Annotated in this window: 14 protein-coding genes and 1 pseudogene; 5 read left to right on the top strand and 10 right to left on the bottom strand. The window is 62.1% G+C overall.

The genetic code is table 11. The features are described 5' to 3' along the window. Positions 1-41: 41 nt before the first annotated feature. Together V5E97_RS25965 and V5E97_RS25960 are read right to left on the bottom strand one after the other, a co-directional pair. On the bottom strand, positions 42-824 hold the full coding sequence (locus V5E97_RS25965) for a hypothetical protein (RefSeq protein WP_406694493.1): 783 nt from the start codon (positions 822-824) through the stop codon (positions 42-44). A 57-nt stretch (positions 825-881) separates the two neighbouring features. Then, the gene (locus V5E97_RS25960; RefSeq protein WP_406694492.1) at positions 882-1886 is read right to left on the bottom strand and encodes a tyrosine-type recombinase/integrase; all 1005 of its coding nucleotides are present in this window, start codon (positions 1884-1886) and stop codon (positions 882-884) included. Between the two features lie 334 nt (positions 1887-2220). On the opposite strand from V5E97_RS25960, the gene V5E97_RS25955 reads away from it, so the two are divergent. From V5E97_RS25955 to V5E97_RS25940, 4 genes are read left to right on the top strand one after another with little or no spacing between them, the layout of a single operon-like run. Continuing rightward, complete coding sequence (locus V5E97_RS25955; RefSeq protein WP_406694491.1) at positions 2221-2808, top strand: hypothetical protein; 588 nt, start codon at positions 2221-2223, stop codon at positions 2806-2808. Between the two features lie 53 nt (positions 2809-2861). After that, positions 2862-3218: a hypothetical protein gene (locus tag V5E97_RS25950; protein WP_406694490.1), complete on the top strand. Its 357-nt coding sequence runs from the start codon at positions 2862-2864 to the stop codon at positions 3216-3218. A gap of 40 nt (positions 3219-3258) precedes the next feature. Then, complete coding sequence (locus V5E97_RS25945) at positions 3259-4713, top strand: efflux RND transporter periplasmic adaptor subunit (RefSeq protein WP_406694489.1); 1455 nt, start codon at positions 3259-3261, stop codon at positions 4711-4713. Between the two features lie 46 nt (positions 4714-4759). Then, positions 4760-5752 (top strand): fibronectin type III domain-containing protein, encoded by a 993-nt coding sequence (locus V5E97_RS25940; protein ID WP_406694488.1) that lies wholly within the window; start codon positions 4760-4762, stop codon positions 5750-5752. A gap of 1010 nt (positions 5753-6762) precedes the next feature. Here V5E97_RS25940 and V5E97_RS25935 read toward each other — a convergent pair. From V5E97_RS25935 to V5E97_RS25900, 8 genes and pseudogenes are all read right to left on the bottom strand, one after another. Continuing rightward, the gene (locus tag V5E97_RS25935; protein WP_406694487.1) at positions 6763-7023 is read right to left on the bottom strand and encodes a hypothetical protein; all 261 of its coding nucleotides are present in this window, start codon (positions 7021-7023) and stop codon (positions 6763-6765) included. Between the two features lie 198 nt (positions 7024-7221). Then, positions 7222-7530, bottom strand: a complete 309-nt coding sequence (locus V5E97_RS25930; RefSeq protein WP_406694486.1) for a hypothetical protein — start codon at positions 7528-7530, stop codon at positions 7222-7224. Positions 7531-7725: 195 nt separating this feature from the next. After that, on the bottom strand, positions 7726-7986 hold the full coding sequence (locus V5E97_RS25925) for a helix-turn-helix domain-containing protein (RefSeq protein WP_406694485.1): 261 nt from the start codon (positions 7984-7986) through the stop codon (positions 7726-7728). Positions 7987-8074: 88 nt separating this feature from the next. Further along, positions 8075-8902 (bottom strand): annotated as a pseudogene (gene istB / locus V5E97_RS25920) (IS21-like element helper ATPase IstB). Between the two features lie 44 nt (positions 8903-8946). Then, positions 8947-10437, bottom strand: a complete 1491-nt coding sequence (gene istA / locus V5E97_RS25915; RefSeq protein WP_406694484.1) for an IS21 family transposase — start codon at positions 10435-10437, stop codon at positions 8947-8949. 564 nt (positions 10438-11001) lie between these two features. Continuing rightward, positions 11002-11748 (bottom strand): hypothetical protein, encoded by a 747-nt coding sequence (locus V5E97_RS25910; protein ID WP_406694483.1) that lies wholly within the window; start codon positions 11746-11748, stop codon positions 11002-11004. 108 nt (positions 11749-11856) lie between these two features. Next, the gene (locus V5E97_RS25905) at positions 11857-14706 is read right to left on the bottom strand and encodes a serine/threonine-protein kinase (RefSeq protein WP_406694482.1); all 2850 of its coding nucleotides are present in this window, start codon (positions 14704-14706) and stop codon (positions 11857-11859) included. A gap of 247 nt (positions 14707-14953) precedes the next feature. Further along, positions 14954-15811: a sigma-70 family RNA polymerase sigma factor gene (locus V5E97_RS25900; protein ID WP_406694481.1), complete on the bottom strand. Its 858-nt coding sequence runs from the start codon at positions 15809-15811 to the stop codon at positions 14954-14956. A 922-nt stretch (positions 15812-16733) separates the two neighbouring features. On the opposite strand from V5E97_RS25900, the gene V5E97_RS25895 reads away from it, so the two are divergent. Continuing rightward, entirely contained in the window at positions 16734-16964 is a 231-nt protein-coding gene (locus tag V5E97_RS25895) for a YjzC family protein (RefSeq protein ID WP_406694480.1), read from the top strand. Positions 16965-16975: the final 11 nt, after the last annotated feature.

The raw sequence follows: 16975 nt of genomic DNA, 5'->3' as shown, positions 1-16975 counted from the left end.
GTCCCACTCGGTCGAATTCGGACAGGTCGGTAGCCAGGCACCTAAAGTGGACAAAATGGGCAACCTGGAAATTCCATCGAGGCCGCAGGCACTCGCTCATTTTTGCTGGACTGCCCAGACCTCGCCACCGAAGTGCCTGGCTGCGCTTGGGACCCATCATCTTGAGCCACCGGCCACCGGCCACCGGCGAACCCATCCGTCATGTCTCTGTAGAGGCTCAAGAGGACTGCGGAGCCGTCGGCCGAGTTCCTCACCACGAGCTTGTAGCCGATCCAAACATATCGCGGTATCCTGCCGTCTTCGGTATGCCAGGGATTGCAGCCCGTCGCCGGCCGCGGTGCGGTGTAGCCCAGATCGTTGGCGCCTAGGTGGTGGACGAGTTCCTTCTGGAAGTTGACTCGGCCGTCGTAGAGCATCCGACCGTAGTAAGTCAAACCGTTGCACGAGGGCTCGGTCGTCGCGTTCTGGTGCTCGCTGCGGGCACCCGCGACGAACCCTTGAGAGCTTTTCTCCCCGCGTTCGCTGATGCGTCTCGCGTAGAAGGTCACCTCGACGTTTCCCCACTTCTCGACCTGCGGCTCGTCGTAGACGTACATCCTCGGGCTGTCGCCGGAGAGCCGCCCGGTTCCCTGGCCGTCGATCTCCAGGCGTGGGCTCGAGCCGCGGAGCTTTAACAGCCCCGTGGGATCGTGCGGGTCCCGCTGCCCGCTCGTCAGGGACCTGGCGACCCCATTTCCCCACGTGGAGAACCAGGTCCGTCCGTCGGTCGCGTCTGGATAGAGCTTGGTGATGCCGAAGGTGTCTCTCGTCCCGGTGTCAGCCATGGGGATGCTCCCGCTCGAAGAGCGCAGAGACTATCGTCGCTCTCTTTCGCGCCTCGTTCAGATTGAAATCCTCTCGACGATGTTCCTCGTGACCTTCCAGCCCCTGCGGTCGTAGAACCGCGTCGTGCGCGGGTCCGCGTGGCCCTCGAGATACGGGACGTCCTCGAGCGGCACGTTCTGCTCGAGGAGGTCGGTGATCGTCGTCACCCGGAACGAGTGCGGCGAATAGCTGCCCGGGAGGCCCGCAACCTTCAATCGTCGCTTCATCAAGCGGCAGATGTCGATGCCGTCCATCGACTTGTTAGTGAGCTGCTTCGTGCGCCGGACAACCGTGCGAAAGCGCGGACCCTCCTCAATCCCGGCTGCCCGGATGTACTCAAGAAGAAACGGCTCGAGGTCGTGCCACATGCGGATCGCCCGGGACTTGCCGCCCTTCTCGTGGGACCGAAGCTCGTACTGGCTCCCGTCGTGTTTGAGGCTCTTCACGGTTAGCTTCGCGATGGCGCCGACCCGGGTCGCCGTGTGGACGAGGACTGCGAGGATCGCCCGGTTGCGAAGCCCCACGATGGCCCTCGTGTCGATGGACTCGAGGAGCTTCCTCGCGTACTGGAGTTTGATCTCCTCGGTCTTTCCCTCGACGACCTGGTAGCGCCCGGCCCGGGCAGACGCGGCCGGGTTCAGGATCACGACGTGGCGGACCACCAGGAGGTCGAAGAATTTCCGCAGGGCCGCGAGATGGAGCTTCTTGGTCGGGGCCGCGAGCTCAAGGCCCTGAAGGTATTCGCCGACGTCGCCCGGGGCGATCCGGATGAGCGTGATCTTCCGATCGTCGCGGTCGCACCACGCGAGGAACTTCCGCACGGCGTGGGCGTAGTTCCTCCGGGTGTGGGCGTTGGGGAGCGACCCTTTGAAGAATTCGTCCCAGGCGAACTCGGCCCCGCCGCCGGCGGCGGAGACGATCGCGGGGGGTGTTCCGACGTCATCGGACTTGGTCCGGCGTTTGGCCGGGGCGCGCTCTTGGTGGACGACGATCTCGGTCGAGGTAGTCGGTTTTTTGCTCATTTCGGAAAGTCCCCTGCTCCGTTGGAGAATAGCAGACAAAGGGCGTTGTGTGCTATGAACTTCGAGCGGGGCAGGGGTCGCGATGAGCCGTCCTCCAGCGTCCTGGCACGCGATCTCGGAGCCACTCTTTCGCTCGCCTTGGGCCGTCAACGTCGCTGACTCCACATTCAGCCGGCAGTGATGCTCGAGGACTGCCACCCCCTCTTTGCCAACGCCCTCTTCGACGCTTAGTTCTGACGACACTTGTTTTGACTTTTCATTAAAGTAAGGCAAGCTTCGCCAGTGGCGGTTAAGTTGACTACTCCACAAAGCAATCCATCCAGGATTTTGCGATATGAATACTGGCCGAGCGGTCCGCTTGCTGATCCTGTGCGTCGGCCTGTCGGCGGGCTCACCGGCCCGCGCAGGACTTGGCCACCATGGGCACACCCACCCCCCGTGCCCGCCGCCTTGCATTCCGTGCTACACGTTGTATCGCACGGGAGAAGATCCGGGCGACCTTCAAGTGCACATTCGAGGGGCCTCGTTCAATCTAATTGAGATCTACTTCAAAGAAGAACGTTTTGCCAGGTACGCGGTTCCCGACAACATCAACCTCTGCGCCTACGGCAGGATCATCCTGGCACCGAAAAACGAATTTGGGACCTTCGCCATCGCCTACGGCCATTCCGGCTTCACCGCATTCGGCTGGTCGGGTAGCCGAATCGTGCCCCTCACGAACGGGCAAAACGTGTTCTACGTAGATGGGACTCCACACGTGGTCCGGATCGATCCCGCGTACCCGATCGTGGTTGAGTGGGTTACGACGCGGATACTTCGGATCACCCACGGCCCTGGTTGCAGTCAGGAGTCTGTCTTCAGGTTCGATGGCGACGCGAGGCCCTGGAAAGTCCTCCATGACGGGCCGGTCGGTTCGAATTGACCTTCGGGTGAGGTCGAGGTCTCGAACAATTAACACCCAATCGGGAGGATCACGTGGAACGCTTTCGCGTCAAGGTCAAGCGAGGAGTGCGTACCTTCCTCTGGGGCGGGAGTGACATCAAGTCGGATGTGACCCGGCGACTGACAATCCCGGTGTTGCTGTCGCTCCGCGTCGATGACTTCGGTGAGAACATGCGGTTCGGCTTTCTCTCCTACGAAGACGAAGGCGCAGATGAGAATGAATTCGGTACGCTGAAGCCCGGCGAGTCCTTTACCGTGACTCTCGATGGTCTGAGGGCGATCTGGGCGGAAGCCGAGCACGATTGTTTCGTCGATTGCGACCTGACGGTCCCGTTGAGTCGCGATCTAGGGCTTCGTTCACCGGGCCTAGACCGGACCGGCCGGGGCTGAACCCCCTGCGTGCCCCCCAGACATGAATTGGGAGATGGCCATGTCTTCGACCGCCAACATCCGAGTGCTCCAGGTCTTGCCGAGTCGATCGACGGACCTTTGCTTCAGTGGCCCTGGCGTGATTGCAACTAAGAACTTCGACCATGTGACCCATACCGGGTCGGCTCACATCGGCCAGCCGGTCGTAGCCTATGACCCCGCTACCCAACTTTATGCCCATTTCGACGAGAAGGTTACAGATTCTGCGGACCCTCGATACCCGGACGATCCCGCGGCGCGGCTGAAGTACGACTCTGCGCAGATCCATAAGGCACTGACATTGCCGCCAGAACGCCGGGCCTCGGATGCGGCCATTGCTAACGAGGCATTTAGATTGCCGCCAGAACGTCGGGACTCAGAAGTGGCCCCTTTCCTTTTCGCACTGAGAAACGAGTCGCTAGCCGCGGCGCTCGACCAGGCAATCACACGTAGGGAAGGGATTTATTTCGAAAGATTCAAACACGGGCCGCGGATCCAGCAGGAGATGACCAATACTCTCCCAGTGGTCATTGACCTCTTGGCCAGAATGCAGCGGGAGGCTAGCGACCGGTTCGACGCCATTGACGCGGCCTATGCGGCCAGCCGCCTGCCCCCCGTCATTACATCGACCAAAATTGAAACGTCCGTCTCCGACGACTACAAGGTCCACACGAAGGTCGAGCAGCGAAACACCATTAGTGTTGGGGGGGAGTACGATCATCCCGATGATGTCGAGATCGACACTCGTGTCTTCGATCCGACCAATGGCGACGCGCTAGTCCAGGTTCACAAGTCCGACCGGATGACGGAGTTTCCCTTCGCCAGGGCGAGTGGGTCTTGGAGCCCACTGAATTCCGAGTTTTTCGAGGCTCAACGATCCGACACGACGACCCAGGGCAAGCAAATTTCCAAGAGCGAGAATCCTGCTTTCTTCCATCCGCGACTGGACAACAGCATCGCCCACAAGCAACTCCAGGTGGGTTTGGCCGGCGAGAAGATGAGCCAGACCATCGCGTCGTTGAGCGCTGTGCATATGGAGAGGATCATCGCCGACGAGCGGTCGGCGATGGATTTCGAAGTCCGCCGGCTCCAGGTGACCCTCGCCGAGACATACCTTACCTCACCGATCTCAGGGCTGGTGACGGCTGTTTTCAAGGAAGTCGGTGAGTGCGTCCAGGCAGGCGAACCAGTTCTCCGTATAGAAGACGACACGGTCGTGTTCCTTGCGGGTCGTATCCAATATTTTGGCATCCTTCGAGTTGGGCAGACCGTGACGGTGAAGGCAGATGACCTCTACGAGGCCAACGAGGATGCGGACATCACCGGCACGATCCGAGGTATCCGCGGGCACCAGGCGGACGACGATGAGTGGGAAGTCCTGATCGAGTGCGACAATCCGCTTAGCAAGGACGGGAATCGCAGGTTGCCGATTTATTATCAATTCGACCGGGACACGACGTCGATCGAGGTTCCCTGACCACCTGAGCGAACAATCCCGAGCGTCGAGACTGCGAGGCCTCAACGTGCCCGTCCCCCCGAAACCGAATCCGCCGGTTCTTTTTGGCGCGACCCCAGCACAGCGTGAGACGTCGCGGCGCGCCGACGCCCTGCGTTTCAGTTGGACGGACGTGCCCACCGCGGAGACCTACGATATTCGCTTCGGGAACTCCGACGTCCGGACCAACGTCGCCAGGGGAACGTTTCTTGGCGGCCTCGCGGCCAACACGTTCCATCAGGTGCGCCTGCGCGGTGTGAACTCCGAGGGACCGTCCGAATGGTCAGACCCAGCGACCTTCACGACGCGGCCCGACCGTCCGGAGTCGCCAGCTCTCCCCTCGCCTTCAGACCGAGAAGAGGACAGGCTCCGCCTAAATTGGAGCATCGTTAACGGTATTCATACTTACGACTTCTGGGTCAACGGGGCCATCCTCTCGTCAACCGTGCGGCCGCCATTCCTGCTGGAGGAGCTCCCCGGGGGGAGCAGCCTTGGCCCGAACCTCCGGTTCGCGGTGGCGGTTCGCGCCCGCGACGACTCCATCGGCGGGGTCTCCGAATGGTCGGCGGAGGCCGTTTTCGTGACGCGGCCGCCGAGACCAGGGCCGCCGAGGAGGGCCCCCTTCGACCTCGTGGTCTTCGGGATAGTCCTACACTGGGCTGTGTCCGATGACTACAGTAGCGGAGGCCGCTCATTCATCCGCCTATTCCGGACGATGGACGGCGTAACGACCAAGCTGCTCGACGGCGAGAACATCGCCGGTGGGCTTCGATCGCACCGGTTTGTCGACAGCCGGCAGACTATGTCGTCGATCAAGACTTATCGCCTCCAGGCGATCGTCCCTGCGTCCGCGACACCTGCCCCCATCCCTGAAGACGGCGGGGAAAATCGTTCCTTCGCGAGCGAGCCCTTGACGGCGAGGCTGCCGTTGTTCATACAGGCCTTCCGGTCGCGTCATTGGATGAGTCCTAGTCGAGTTGGACGCCCGAACCTCCGGAGCGAATGGATGGGTAGCCTATGATCCCCGCTCTGCACAAGCAGGTCTCGGCCCGACGGCCCACCGGCTTCGTTCCGCCGTCGCAACGAGCCGAGACACCAACCCCGCGACTTGCCATGGATAGACGGCTTTCAGGAACCAACCCCGCGGATTCGGCCCGCACACTCCCCCCCCCCTTGCCCGGCAATCGTTCGCGGCCAACTGCGGGTGCTGTAGCCATCAGGACGGATTGGGGACGAAGTTCCCTGGCGTACCCTTCCGGCCGGGCGTGGTATGGAAACTATACCGGTCCTGGGAACGAGCGGAGCGATTGGGAAGAAGAGCACTTACCGCCGCTGACGCCGCTCGACCGTGCGCCTATGCAGCACGATCAGGGGTACTCTGATCTCGAGGAGCGATACGGATACGGCCACTACGAGACTGGGCCCGCCGTCCGATGGCGATGGCGGGGTGCGGACACCACTTTCCTGACGATGAGATCCGATACGAGGAATCCTTTCCTCCACACGTCGAGTGAGGCGACATTCCGCTTGCCAGACTGGCCGAGCCGACCGTTCGGCATTTCTGGCGTCGCTGTGGGGAGGGCCGTGGGAATGGCCGTCGGAGCATGGCTCGGCCTTGCCTACGGCGTAGGCTTCGGCGCGATGGCTGGCGCAGGGATCGGCCTAACAATTGGGGGGTTACCAGGCGCAATCCCTGGTGCCATAGCTGGCGCAGTTATTGGGGGGGGCATCGGCGTATCCGTTGGAATTTACGCTGGAGGGCGTCTCGGTGAAACGATTGGAGGTGGCATGCCCTCCATCAGGCGGGGCGTTGAAAGTTGGGGCCACTTTCCGTCCGTTATGATTTCCCGTCTACCTTCCACGAGTGAGGCGACATTCCGCTTGCCAGACTGGCCGAGCCGACCGTTCGGCATTTCTGGCGTCGCTGTGGGGAGGGCCGTGGGAATGGCCGTCGGAGCATGGCTCGGCCTTGCCTACGGCGTAGGCTTCGGCGCGATGGCTGGCGCAGGGATCGGCCTAACAATTGGGGGGTTACCAGGCGCAATCCCTGGTGCCATAGCTGGCGCAGTTATTGGGGGGGTCATCGGCGTATCCGTTGGAATTTACGCTGGAGGGCGTCTCGGTGAAACGATTGGAGGCGGCATGCCCTCCATCAGGCGGGGCGTTGAAAGTTGGGGGGGCGATCTGAGTCACGCCGGCGGGGTAATCTCCGGCGGCGCTCAACATGCCGGCGGGGTAATCTCCGGCGGCGCTCAACATGCCGGCGGGGTAATCTCCGGCGGCGCTCAACATGCCGGCGGGGTAATCTCCGGGGGATGGAAGTCTGCCACCTCTTGGTGACGTACCGGCAGACGTCGAAACAACGAGGAGTCCGGTTCTACAGCGTGTTATACGGACCAGAACTGAAACCTGCGCCCCTCGGCGTGGGGCATTACGGTGAATCCGGCGCTTCGGCCCGTTCGGGAGCGCAGATTTCAACTCCGATCCGTATTAGATAAATAATGCACGCGGAATCGGGAGTTCCGAGGCATGGTACAGGCTTTTTAAGAATTCCTGATGGTTCCCGGCTGCCGCCAGTTCGGTGTGGATCCTTCCGTCAAGTTCGACCGCGTCGCGCGGGGCGTAATTGCACAACCGATCATACTTCAACCAAGGCAGCAGGGCCTCCAGGCACAAGCGGTCGGCGAAGTGGGCCGCGAGTTGATGGATCGGGTCGCCCTTATGCATCGGGTCGCCGTCCCAGACGACCACGAACCGTCCGTCCAGATCGTGCAGCATCGCTTCCAGGAAGGCGGTCATCGACCAGTTGTTGAAGTAGCCGTTGACCAAGGTCTTGAAGTACAGGCCCAGGCGATCGCGACGCGGCGACAGCCACAGCGCCGCTGCGAGCGAGACCTTCTCGCGAGCGCCGCCGCGCTGGGCGAGTTCCGGAGTCCGTCCCCGAGGTGCCGGTCCGCCGGAGGAGCGGGGCCATCAGCAGGCCACTCTCGTCAATCAGGGCGATATGGGCGTGCTGCCGCCGGGCTTTTTTTTGATGCGCGGCCAGTCGGAGGCCAACCACGCGGCGATCGCCTCCGGGTCGCGCTCGCGAGGGATGCGGCGGGGCCTTTGCGGGGTGAACCCGCGACGCCGTAGCCAGACGGTCAGGTACATCGGGTTGAGTTCGATGGAGAACTCTTGGCGGATCATGTGGGCCAGCCTCGGCCCGGTCCAGAGGTCGGTCGGGAACCCGTGTTCGGTCGGCTTGTCGGCCAACCAGCGACGGATAACCTTCTCCTTGTGAACGTCGGTCGAAAAACGTAGCGCGCGCCGGTTGAAAAGCGTAGCGCCCGGTAAACAGATGTTACCTGTCTGAGCTCGGGTCGTCCACAGGGGACGATCGCTCAGCTACTCGACTTTCGTTCACGGGACTCGTACTCGATACCTTCCTTTCACGATTCAAGCCATCCGGAGCGACGCGACGACGCTTTGCCTCCTTGAGGCGATAACTCTCACTGCCCGTCTCCACGATGTGACAGCGGTGCGTCAGGCGATCCAACGCAGCCGCCGTCAAGCTCGTGTCCAACAGCACTTCCGTCCAACGCTCGAACGCAAGGTTTATCGTCACGATCAAGCTTGTTCATTTTTATGTTGTGCTTATCACATCAAAGAGCATCTTCGCTCTCACCTTGCTCGCGGGCACGTAACCCCGTTCGTCGAGCACCAACAGGTCCAGCTTGTTCAATTGGCCCTTCAGCCGCGTCAGTTGGTGCTGATCCCGTGCCTCCAGCAGGCTCGTGATCAGTTCGGTCACCCTCACGAAACGCACCCGCTTGCCTCGCTGGCACGCCTCCACGGCGAGCGATGTCGCCAGGTGCGTCTTCCCCGTACCCGACGCGCCGACCAATAGAACATTCTCTCGTTTGTCAATGTAGTCACATCGTGAAAGTTCGTGCAACAGGATCTCGGGGATCCCCGACTGCGCCGCGAACTCGAATTCTCCCAGAGTCTTCACCGCGGGAAACTTCGCCCCCTTCAGTCGGCGCGCCGCCGCCTTCCGCTCCCGCTCGATCATTTCCAGTTCGCACACCCGCGACAGATAACCCAGATGGTCCACCCGTTCACTCGCGCACTGCCGGGCGACCTTCTCGCACTCCGCCCCGATCGTCGGCAGCTTCAATGACCTCAGCATCGGCTTCAAACGGACCAAGTCCCCCGGCGTCGAACTTGACTTGCTCATCGCTGCACCTCCCCGCACAACGAGCGGTAGCCGCTCAGGTCCGGCTCCGGGACGCTCACGCGTGGCAAGTGGGGGAGGCCTGCTAGATCCAACGTCGCCGTCGGCCGATCCCGCCGGTGCTCCAAGATCAACCGCACTCCGTCGGCCGCCGACACCTCCAGACTCAAGGCCTGCTCGACCGCCGCGGTCAACTCCTCGAGCGTGGCTTGTTCCAGGAGCCGCAGGACTCGGATGTACTCGACCTGGCCACGCGGCCCCTCGTCCTTGGCCAGGCGGAGACGGAGGACCGCAAAGTACTCCGGCAACTCCCAGCCCTCCAGGGGCAGGGCAAAGTCCAGCGCCCCGGGCTTCCGCTCCAGCAGGCCCAGGTAATGGACCGGATCGAAGATCGTCCGACAGCGATCCCAGGATCGATGATGGTTGGCGACGATTGTTCCTGTCGTCTCCACCCGCACCCGTTCCACATCCGCCACGACGGTCAGACGCCGATGCGCGTATCGAGTCGGGACCGAGTAATCGTTGCGGTCGAATCGCACCAGCGACAACGAATTGGCCCGGACCGTCTCCACCTGGCGGATGCTCAACGGCTCCTCGGGCATGGCCAACAGTTCGGCTCGCTCCCGCTCCAGGAGTTGGGCATTGGTCAGCGTCTGGCCCCGCGTCGTGCGTTCCAGGTCACTCCGGCAGCGCTTTTCCAGGCGTGCATTGAGCGCGGCGAATGAATCGGCCTCGGGGACCGGCACGAGGAAGTTACGCCGCGAATAGCCCAAAAGCGACTCAACATGTCCTTTCTCATTGGGGGAACGGACGCGACAGAAATGAGATTCAAACAAATAGTGACTTTTCATTTTGAGGAACTCGGTCGTCACGCCCTCCCCCCGCTGGCCGATGATCCGAGCCACGGCGATCCGGGTATTGTCGTAGGTGATCCGACGAGGTACGCCGCCGAAGCAGTCGAAGGCGAGGCGATGTCCCTCCTGGAACGTGAGCGTGCATTCACGCGGGAAGACGGCGCAGAAGATCGCATCGGAATGGGTGAGCGTCATGACGAACATCGCGGCAGTGCCGGATTGCCCGGCGATGTTGATGACGGCGCGTCCGAAGTCCGCTTGAGCGTCGCCGGGCCGGTGGACCAGGGGGAGGAACGCTTCGGCTTGCCCCTCCCGCCAGGCTTGGACGACGCCTTGAACTATCGTCAATCCATCAAGATAGCAGTGTTTATGTCTAAGACATTGAAAGATGCGACGAACGGTGTGCCGCTGCTTCCTCGGCGCCTTGCGGTCGTCCTGGAGGATTTGGTGGATGATCGGCAAGAACGGCTCGAGTTTGGGGCGTGAGCGGGGCAGGTTCTGGCGATAGCCTGGAGGCTCGTTATGGAGGAGGATCTTTTGGAGGGTGTCCCAGTGGATGTCGAACTCGCGGCAGATGGAACGTTTGCTCTGCCTGTCCACAAGGACGCGACGGCGGATCTCGGCCCAGTTTTGCATGTGTGTGAACACCCATAGACCTCGCGACGCGTGGGGTATCGAGGCGAAACAATGTTCACCTTGGTGTACCAGACGCCACGAGTGAATCCATGAGCGCTACGCTTTTCGACCGAACATCGGAGACCGGCGCGCTACGTTTTTCGACCGACGTTCACAACACTCATCTTTGCTGAATTTCCCAGATTTCCCGATTGGAGCGACTGGCTGCTAAATACCTCCCCCCGGTTCTGACCCGATCGACGATACGCATTACGGCTACGACACCCGGGGCCGACTGGCGTCAGTCACCTTCTACGAGCGAGGTAGTCGGTAGCCTGGCACCTAAGGAGGGAAAGGCCGAAAATCCTAGGCAATCCGCCAAGGCTCGAGACTAGACGTCTAGCTTTGCTGGATCTCCCAAACGTCCCAGTTGAAGTGCCTGGCTAAAAAGGCCTATTCGAACCGGGCGGCCCTCTCGCTCCGGCGGTTCTGCTCCCTTGTCGGCCGGTCTTGTGATTGCTTGCGAGTTGATATCCTGATGAGGCGTAAGCAGAGGGGGGCAGGGGAACAAACCAGCATGCGGGATTAGGGCTTGGCCGCTTCGGCATTCCAGACTTTGAGGTCGTCGAACTCGCCATCCTTGCCGGCCACTCCCAATTCGATCTTGGACTTGGTGGCGTGGGCGATGCCGGAGGACTTGAGGAAACCGGCGGGCTTGCCGTCGATCGTGACGCGCATGGCGTCTCCGACGGTCTCGACGACGAGCGTGTACCACTTGCCGGCTTCGAGCTTGATGGGATAAGTGACGCTACGACCGGCGAGGAGCTTGGCGACTTCGGCCTTCCTCTCGCGGTCTTTCTTGATTTCATAGATGTCGTTGCGCATGCCACCGTCACGTTCGTCGATGAGGGTGACACCGTTGAGGCGGACCTGCGCTCGGCAGATGTGACCATAGTGGGAGCCGGTGAACTTGCGGTCGTCGAACTCGACGTCGATCATCGAGGCGCCTGCAAAGCGAATCTTCAGCTCGACGACACTGTTCTTGGTGGGAATCTCCAGGCCGTGCACGGCCGCGTGAGCCCTGACGGCGGGCTTGCCCCCGGCTGCCGGAACATCCTTGTCACGCGTCTGCGTGCCCTTGAGCACGCCCTTTTCGACGCTGAAGGTCGGGACGACTTTGTGCCAGACCTTGGCGGATTCGGCACTTTCAAAGTCGTCGGCGAACAGAAGCTCTCCCTTCTCGGCGATCGGCCTGTCCGGGATGGCGGGTAAGTCCGCCGCAAGGGTCTGAGCGGTGACGAAGAAGAGTGTCAAAAATAAGAATGGCTTCATTGGTGACTCGGATTCAAGTTGGTGGTGATTCCAGAACTCGGTCACGGACGGGATGGGTTCGACGACCCCCTTTGCCTGCCTTTTTCGATCAGGGCGACACAGGAGTGCTCAGGGCTTTGAGGACTTCGTTCTCGGCCCGACCCTGTCCGGGTCGGCCCCGACCGGGTGCTCGGTTTCGAGGACCAGGAGGTCGGGTGGGGCGGGGGATTCAGAGAGGTTGGTGGGGTCGGTCTTGAACTTGGCCGGGGGAGAGAGGGGGGCGGACTCGTCGACGAGTTTCGCCCAGGAGTCGAGATCCTTCGGTCCGTCGGGGAAGTCGGGGGCCCCTTGCGGAGAGAGCACGATCCAGGCTTTTCCATGGACGTCGTAGAGGTTATCTCGGCCCGCCCAATGGAGCGCCTCGTCGGATGGTGGCAGGCCAGGCGGCTGCGGTTCCCAGGCCAGGACCGACTCTGCGAGGACCGCGCACCCATTGACCTCAACCAGGCACGGCATCTGCGGTGAGAAGCCGACCAGGTTGAACAGGCCCTTCCCCAGGACGGTGCAACGGTCGAGCACGAGCCGGCGGCCGAGTTTGTCGTTCCTGCTCCCCCCTGGTTTGGAGCGGACTCGCAGGGCCCAACCGCTCGGCGGCTCGCCGGCCTTGGCCCTGATCATCACGCATTGTCTGACTGTGACGGACGAGCCGTTGAAGGCCGCGATGTCGAGTGCTTGGTCGAAGCCCTCGAACCAGCAACCCGTGGCGGTCAGGCTCATCCCCTGGGCATTGACCGCGCGCGTGCCGATCCCTTGGCCCGTCGCCTTGAAGGCTGAGCGGTCGAGCGTGACCTTGCCGGCCGCCTCGATGATCGGGGGCGCTTCCCCTCCGCCGGACTCGGAATAATTCGCCACGATCGTCACGCCGACGATGGTGAGTGGCGTTTCGATCCCGGTGGTGAGGAACGGCTTCGCTCCCTTGATCTCGACTTCGATGACCGGTTGCATTCCCTCCGCCGCGCGGAGATAGAGCGGACCACCGTTGACCTTGATCGCCGCGGCCGCTCCCGAGAGCCGGAGCGGCTCGCGGTTGTTGAGCAGGACATGCCCTCTGCTACCGATCGCCCGTTGCATGGCGCTCTTGAGGTCGGGTTCCATCGACACCGATCCGTCCGGCGCCTTGACGGCGATCCCCGGCCCCACTTCCTTGGCCAGTTCGGGGCCGATTCCCTTGGAGGGGGCAACCGGCCTGTCTTTGGCAGGCGCTTCCCTGTCACCGTCCGGCGCCACAGTCACGGTTTTTGGAGGAGCTTTGGGCGGGGAGGGCCTGCCCAGGATTCCACTGGCGTAGAGGCCACCGGCCACGGCGATCGGCAAGAGCAGGGCGGCCCCCCCGAGGACGAGCCGGCGGTGACGACCGTGAGGGGACGCCTTGGCCACCGTCGTGGTGCTGGTGGAACTCGCCCTGGTTTCCTGCTCTGACTTCGGCGGCGCGGGGGGCGCGGAAGGCTTCGGTTTCGCCTTGGCCGCGACCTGGGAGAGGGTTGGCTCCGGACCGAAGTCCAGGGCCAGCCCTAGTCCTGACAGGTCCTCCTTCGCGCCCGCTCCGTTCTTCGGTTCCTGACCGATCCGCGTGAAATCCATCGGCGGCGTCTCGGCCACCGTGGGCACGGGAGCCGGAGGAGGTTCGGGAGGGGCGTTCTTCGCGCCGAAATCCACGAGTCCTTCCAGGAGTTTGGCCTGGGTGTCGTAGTCTGAAGTCAGCGACCCCGCCGGAATCAGGGGGGCGAAGTCCGGGGTCGTGGTGTTCTTGGTGGGAGCCGTCTGTTCCGTGGAAGAGGCGACCAAGGTCTCGCGCCGGTCGGTCGTGACCTTGGTCGAGGAGTTCGTCGTGGTGTGGGAATGCGGGCCGTCGCCGGATAACTCGGGGCCGTCGCCCGGGTGCGCCGAGGCCGTGATGGGCTCACCCACGAAGGGCTCGAGGGCTCGTGCAACCTCGAGAGGATTAGGGAAGCGGTCGTCGGGCCGCTTCCTCATCATCGTCCGGACCACCTCGGCGAGCCCTTCGGGGATCTCCGGCACGATGGCCGTCAACGACTCGGGCTCGGCCGCCTGGTGGCCGAACAGTTTCTCGGGCAGGCTGGGGCTCGGGAACGGCACCTGGCCGGCGAGCATGTGGTAGAGCGTGCAGCCGAGCGAGTAGATATCGCTTCGCGTGTCCACCGAGTGCGAGTGCCGCGCCTGCTCGGGTGCGATGTAGTCGAAGGTGCCCACGGTCGCCCCGTCACGGGTCACCGGCACTTGTTCGGCCAGGTCGATCGCCAGCCCGAGGTCGGCCAGTTTGGCCGTGCCGTCGGCGGTCACCATGATGTTGTACGGGTTGACGTCGCGGTGGATCAGCCCTTTTAGGTGCGCGTGCTCCAGGCCCATGGCGATCTGCCGGGTCAGTCTGGCGGCCGTGTTTGGGGGGAGCGGACCGTTCTCGGCGATCATCGAGCCGATGGTTTTCCCCGCGATGAACTCCATCACGAGGTAGCACTTGCCGTCCGACTCGCCTTCGTCGTAGATCCGGACGAGGTTCTCGTGCTGGAGTTGCGCTCCGACCCGCGCCTCACGCTGGAACCGGGCGATGGCTCTCGGGTTGTTCACTCGCTCGGGGGAGAGGATCTTCAACGCCACCTGGCGGTTGAGGCGCGAATCCTTGGCGAGATAGACTCGGCCCATCCCCCCCTGGCCGATCATGTTGAGCAGAATATAGCGGTCGATCTTGAAGCCGGTGGAGCGCCCCGCGAGCAACTGCTGTGCTTGCCAGAGTGTGAGCAGGCCCGCTTGCACCGCCTGACGCGCCAGCCGGCGGTCGAGTTGGTCGGCGACCTGCTTCTCAGGAGGCAGGGCCTCCCAGCAGGCGGTGAGCTCCGCAACATCGATCAGACGGCTCTGGAGCGACGCTTGCCAAAACCGAGAGGTCTGGGGATCAACCATGGTGCAACCTGAAAGGCCTCGGCTCGGGCGAGTCAAGCGAGCGAAACGCTCCCAACTTTAACATGGCACCAGAAGGGGCAACAAGTCCCCAAATCGTTATGGGGACATCACGTACGGACGTACGGTTTGGCCTGCGAGGGGGAAAAAATGAGAACGCCATCGACCTCGTCCTACCTTTTCGGGGCGGAGGACGAGGTCGATGGCGTTTGTTCTGGAACACTGATGGGACGGATCGGAATCGCGGCGGTCAGCGGTAAACTTTGCCGGCGGTCTCGCTCAAGGAGCTCATCAGCTTCAAGAGCGCCTGGCTCTCGAGTTGACGCGCCCGCTCGCGGGTCAGGCCGAGGTTTTCGCCCACCTCACGCAGAGTCATGGGGGCGAACGGTTCGAGGCCGAACCGCATGCGGATGACGGTCGCTTCGCGGTCATCGAGCTGATCGAGGCGATGAAAGATCCGCTCCAGGTCGTCCGCCTCGATCAGGAGGTCGTCGGGGGCTTTGCTGCGGTCGTCGGTGAGCATGTCGTCCAGCGCAATGCCGTCTTCTTCGGTGCTCTCCGAATGGGGGACCAGGTTGTTGATCCGAATCGCCTTGGCGACGATGCCCACCTTCTTCTTCGAGAGCCGTAAGACTTTGCCGATCTCCTCGGGCGTCGGCGGCCGGCCCAGTCGCTCGGTCAGGCCGTTGGAGACGCGCTTCCACTTGGCCAAGAGGCTGACCATGTAGGCGGGGAGCCGGATCGGCTTGCCGTTGTTCATCACGGCGCGGCGGATCGACTGCTTGATCCAATAGCTGGCGTATGTGCTGAAGCGGGTGTCCATCATGCCGTCGAAGCCTTCGACGGCGCGCATCAGACCGAGGTTGCCTTCTTCGATCAGGTCTTCCAGGCAGAGGCCTTTGCCCAGGTAGCCCCGCGCGATGTTGACCACGAGCCGAAGATTCGCCTTGACCATGTGGTCGCGGGCATACGGGTCGCCGATGGCGACCCGCTCGGCCAATTCACGCTCCTCTACAGCCGACAACAGCGGCGTGTTGTTGATGTCGTGCAGATAAATCTGTAGAGGAGAATGGGATCCCAATTCACGCCGATAAGCGCGGGGAGTCATCGCTGAGGTCGCTCCTTGGTGCGTCGTCGAAACCCGTGGAGGCTGCGTGGCGTTCGAGATAATCCCCAGGGATCTCAGCTGCAGAAGAGTGGAAACCAGCCGGGAAGCTCTATCTAGAATCCCGACAACCTGAACTTAGGTCATGTTTCGCAAGTTGTCAAAGGCCTAATTAAAAAACGCTCAGCAAAGATGATTTTGCCATTCCGGGCGTTCGCCGTCGCATCCATGTCCTAGACTGCTCTCCTGGATTAAGTGCTTGTAATCAAGGGAAAGGTGTCCAAGCATCAGGGCGCACGGCCTCATTCGGGGTTTGGAGAACGCCCGTCGATTTTGTCGGATGAGCTTGGTGGTGATGCTTAACAAAGATGTGACGTTCTCGTTCAGGAGAGCCTCCGTCGCGGCCGCCGGACGAGTCGCTCCGTTTGCAGTTCCGGCTTAACCCTGCGGTCTCACGCGATCTCGCCGGAACCATCAATGAAGGCCGTTGTTTGAGTTCGGGCGCAACCGTCGAACCAGGTGTCGTCTGATTTTGCTGGATGCGGCATGTTTGTTGCGTGCATGTATTTGGATGGGCCGAAGCTGGAGCTTCTCTGAGCCCGTATTTTCCTGTTTTCGGCGCGATCGGCCATACCGATCATCGTCGGCCTAATAATTCCCGTAGGGTGGGCACGGCCCACCATCTTAACTTCTGCTTTGGCAAGGAGATCGGGATGGTGGGCCGTGCCCGCACTACGGGAAAAACGGATTCTGGCCGCTGATTAATCGAAAATCGTTGATAAGTTAATGGCGGGTTAGGTAAAGCTTTACGGTGGGTCGTGCCCCTCCCGCGGGGAATCTGAGCGTGGCTGTTGATCCATCGTAAATCGTTGATGAGGTCGTGGCGGGTGGGGCGAAGCTTGACGCTGGAGTTGATCCAAGGTCTATGAATCAGGAGGCGACGATGCCAACGACAGTCGCGGTCGGCAGCGCTTATCACACAGGCGAGAAGGCCCCGGTGTCGGGTCGTTATGAATTCGTGAGGCACTCCAACCCGGACAGCCACTGTGAGCCGATGGCCGAGGAGCAGAGGATTTCGCTCACTCAAGGAGAGGCTTTCCCGCCGTGCCGGTCATGTGCGGGCCGAACTGTCTGGAGTCTTGCGGAACTCCTCTGACTTTTTGTCAA

Origin of the sequence: Singulisphaera photorubra (genome assembly GCF_045290345.1) — a bacterium.
Lineage (GTDB): Bacteria > Planctomycetota > Planctomycetia > Isosphaerales > Isosphaeraceae > Singulisphaera.
Note: the sequence above shows the minus strand (reverse complement) of the source record. Positions and strands in the feature narration are given on the sequence as shown.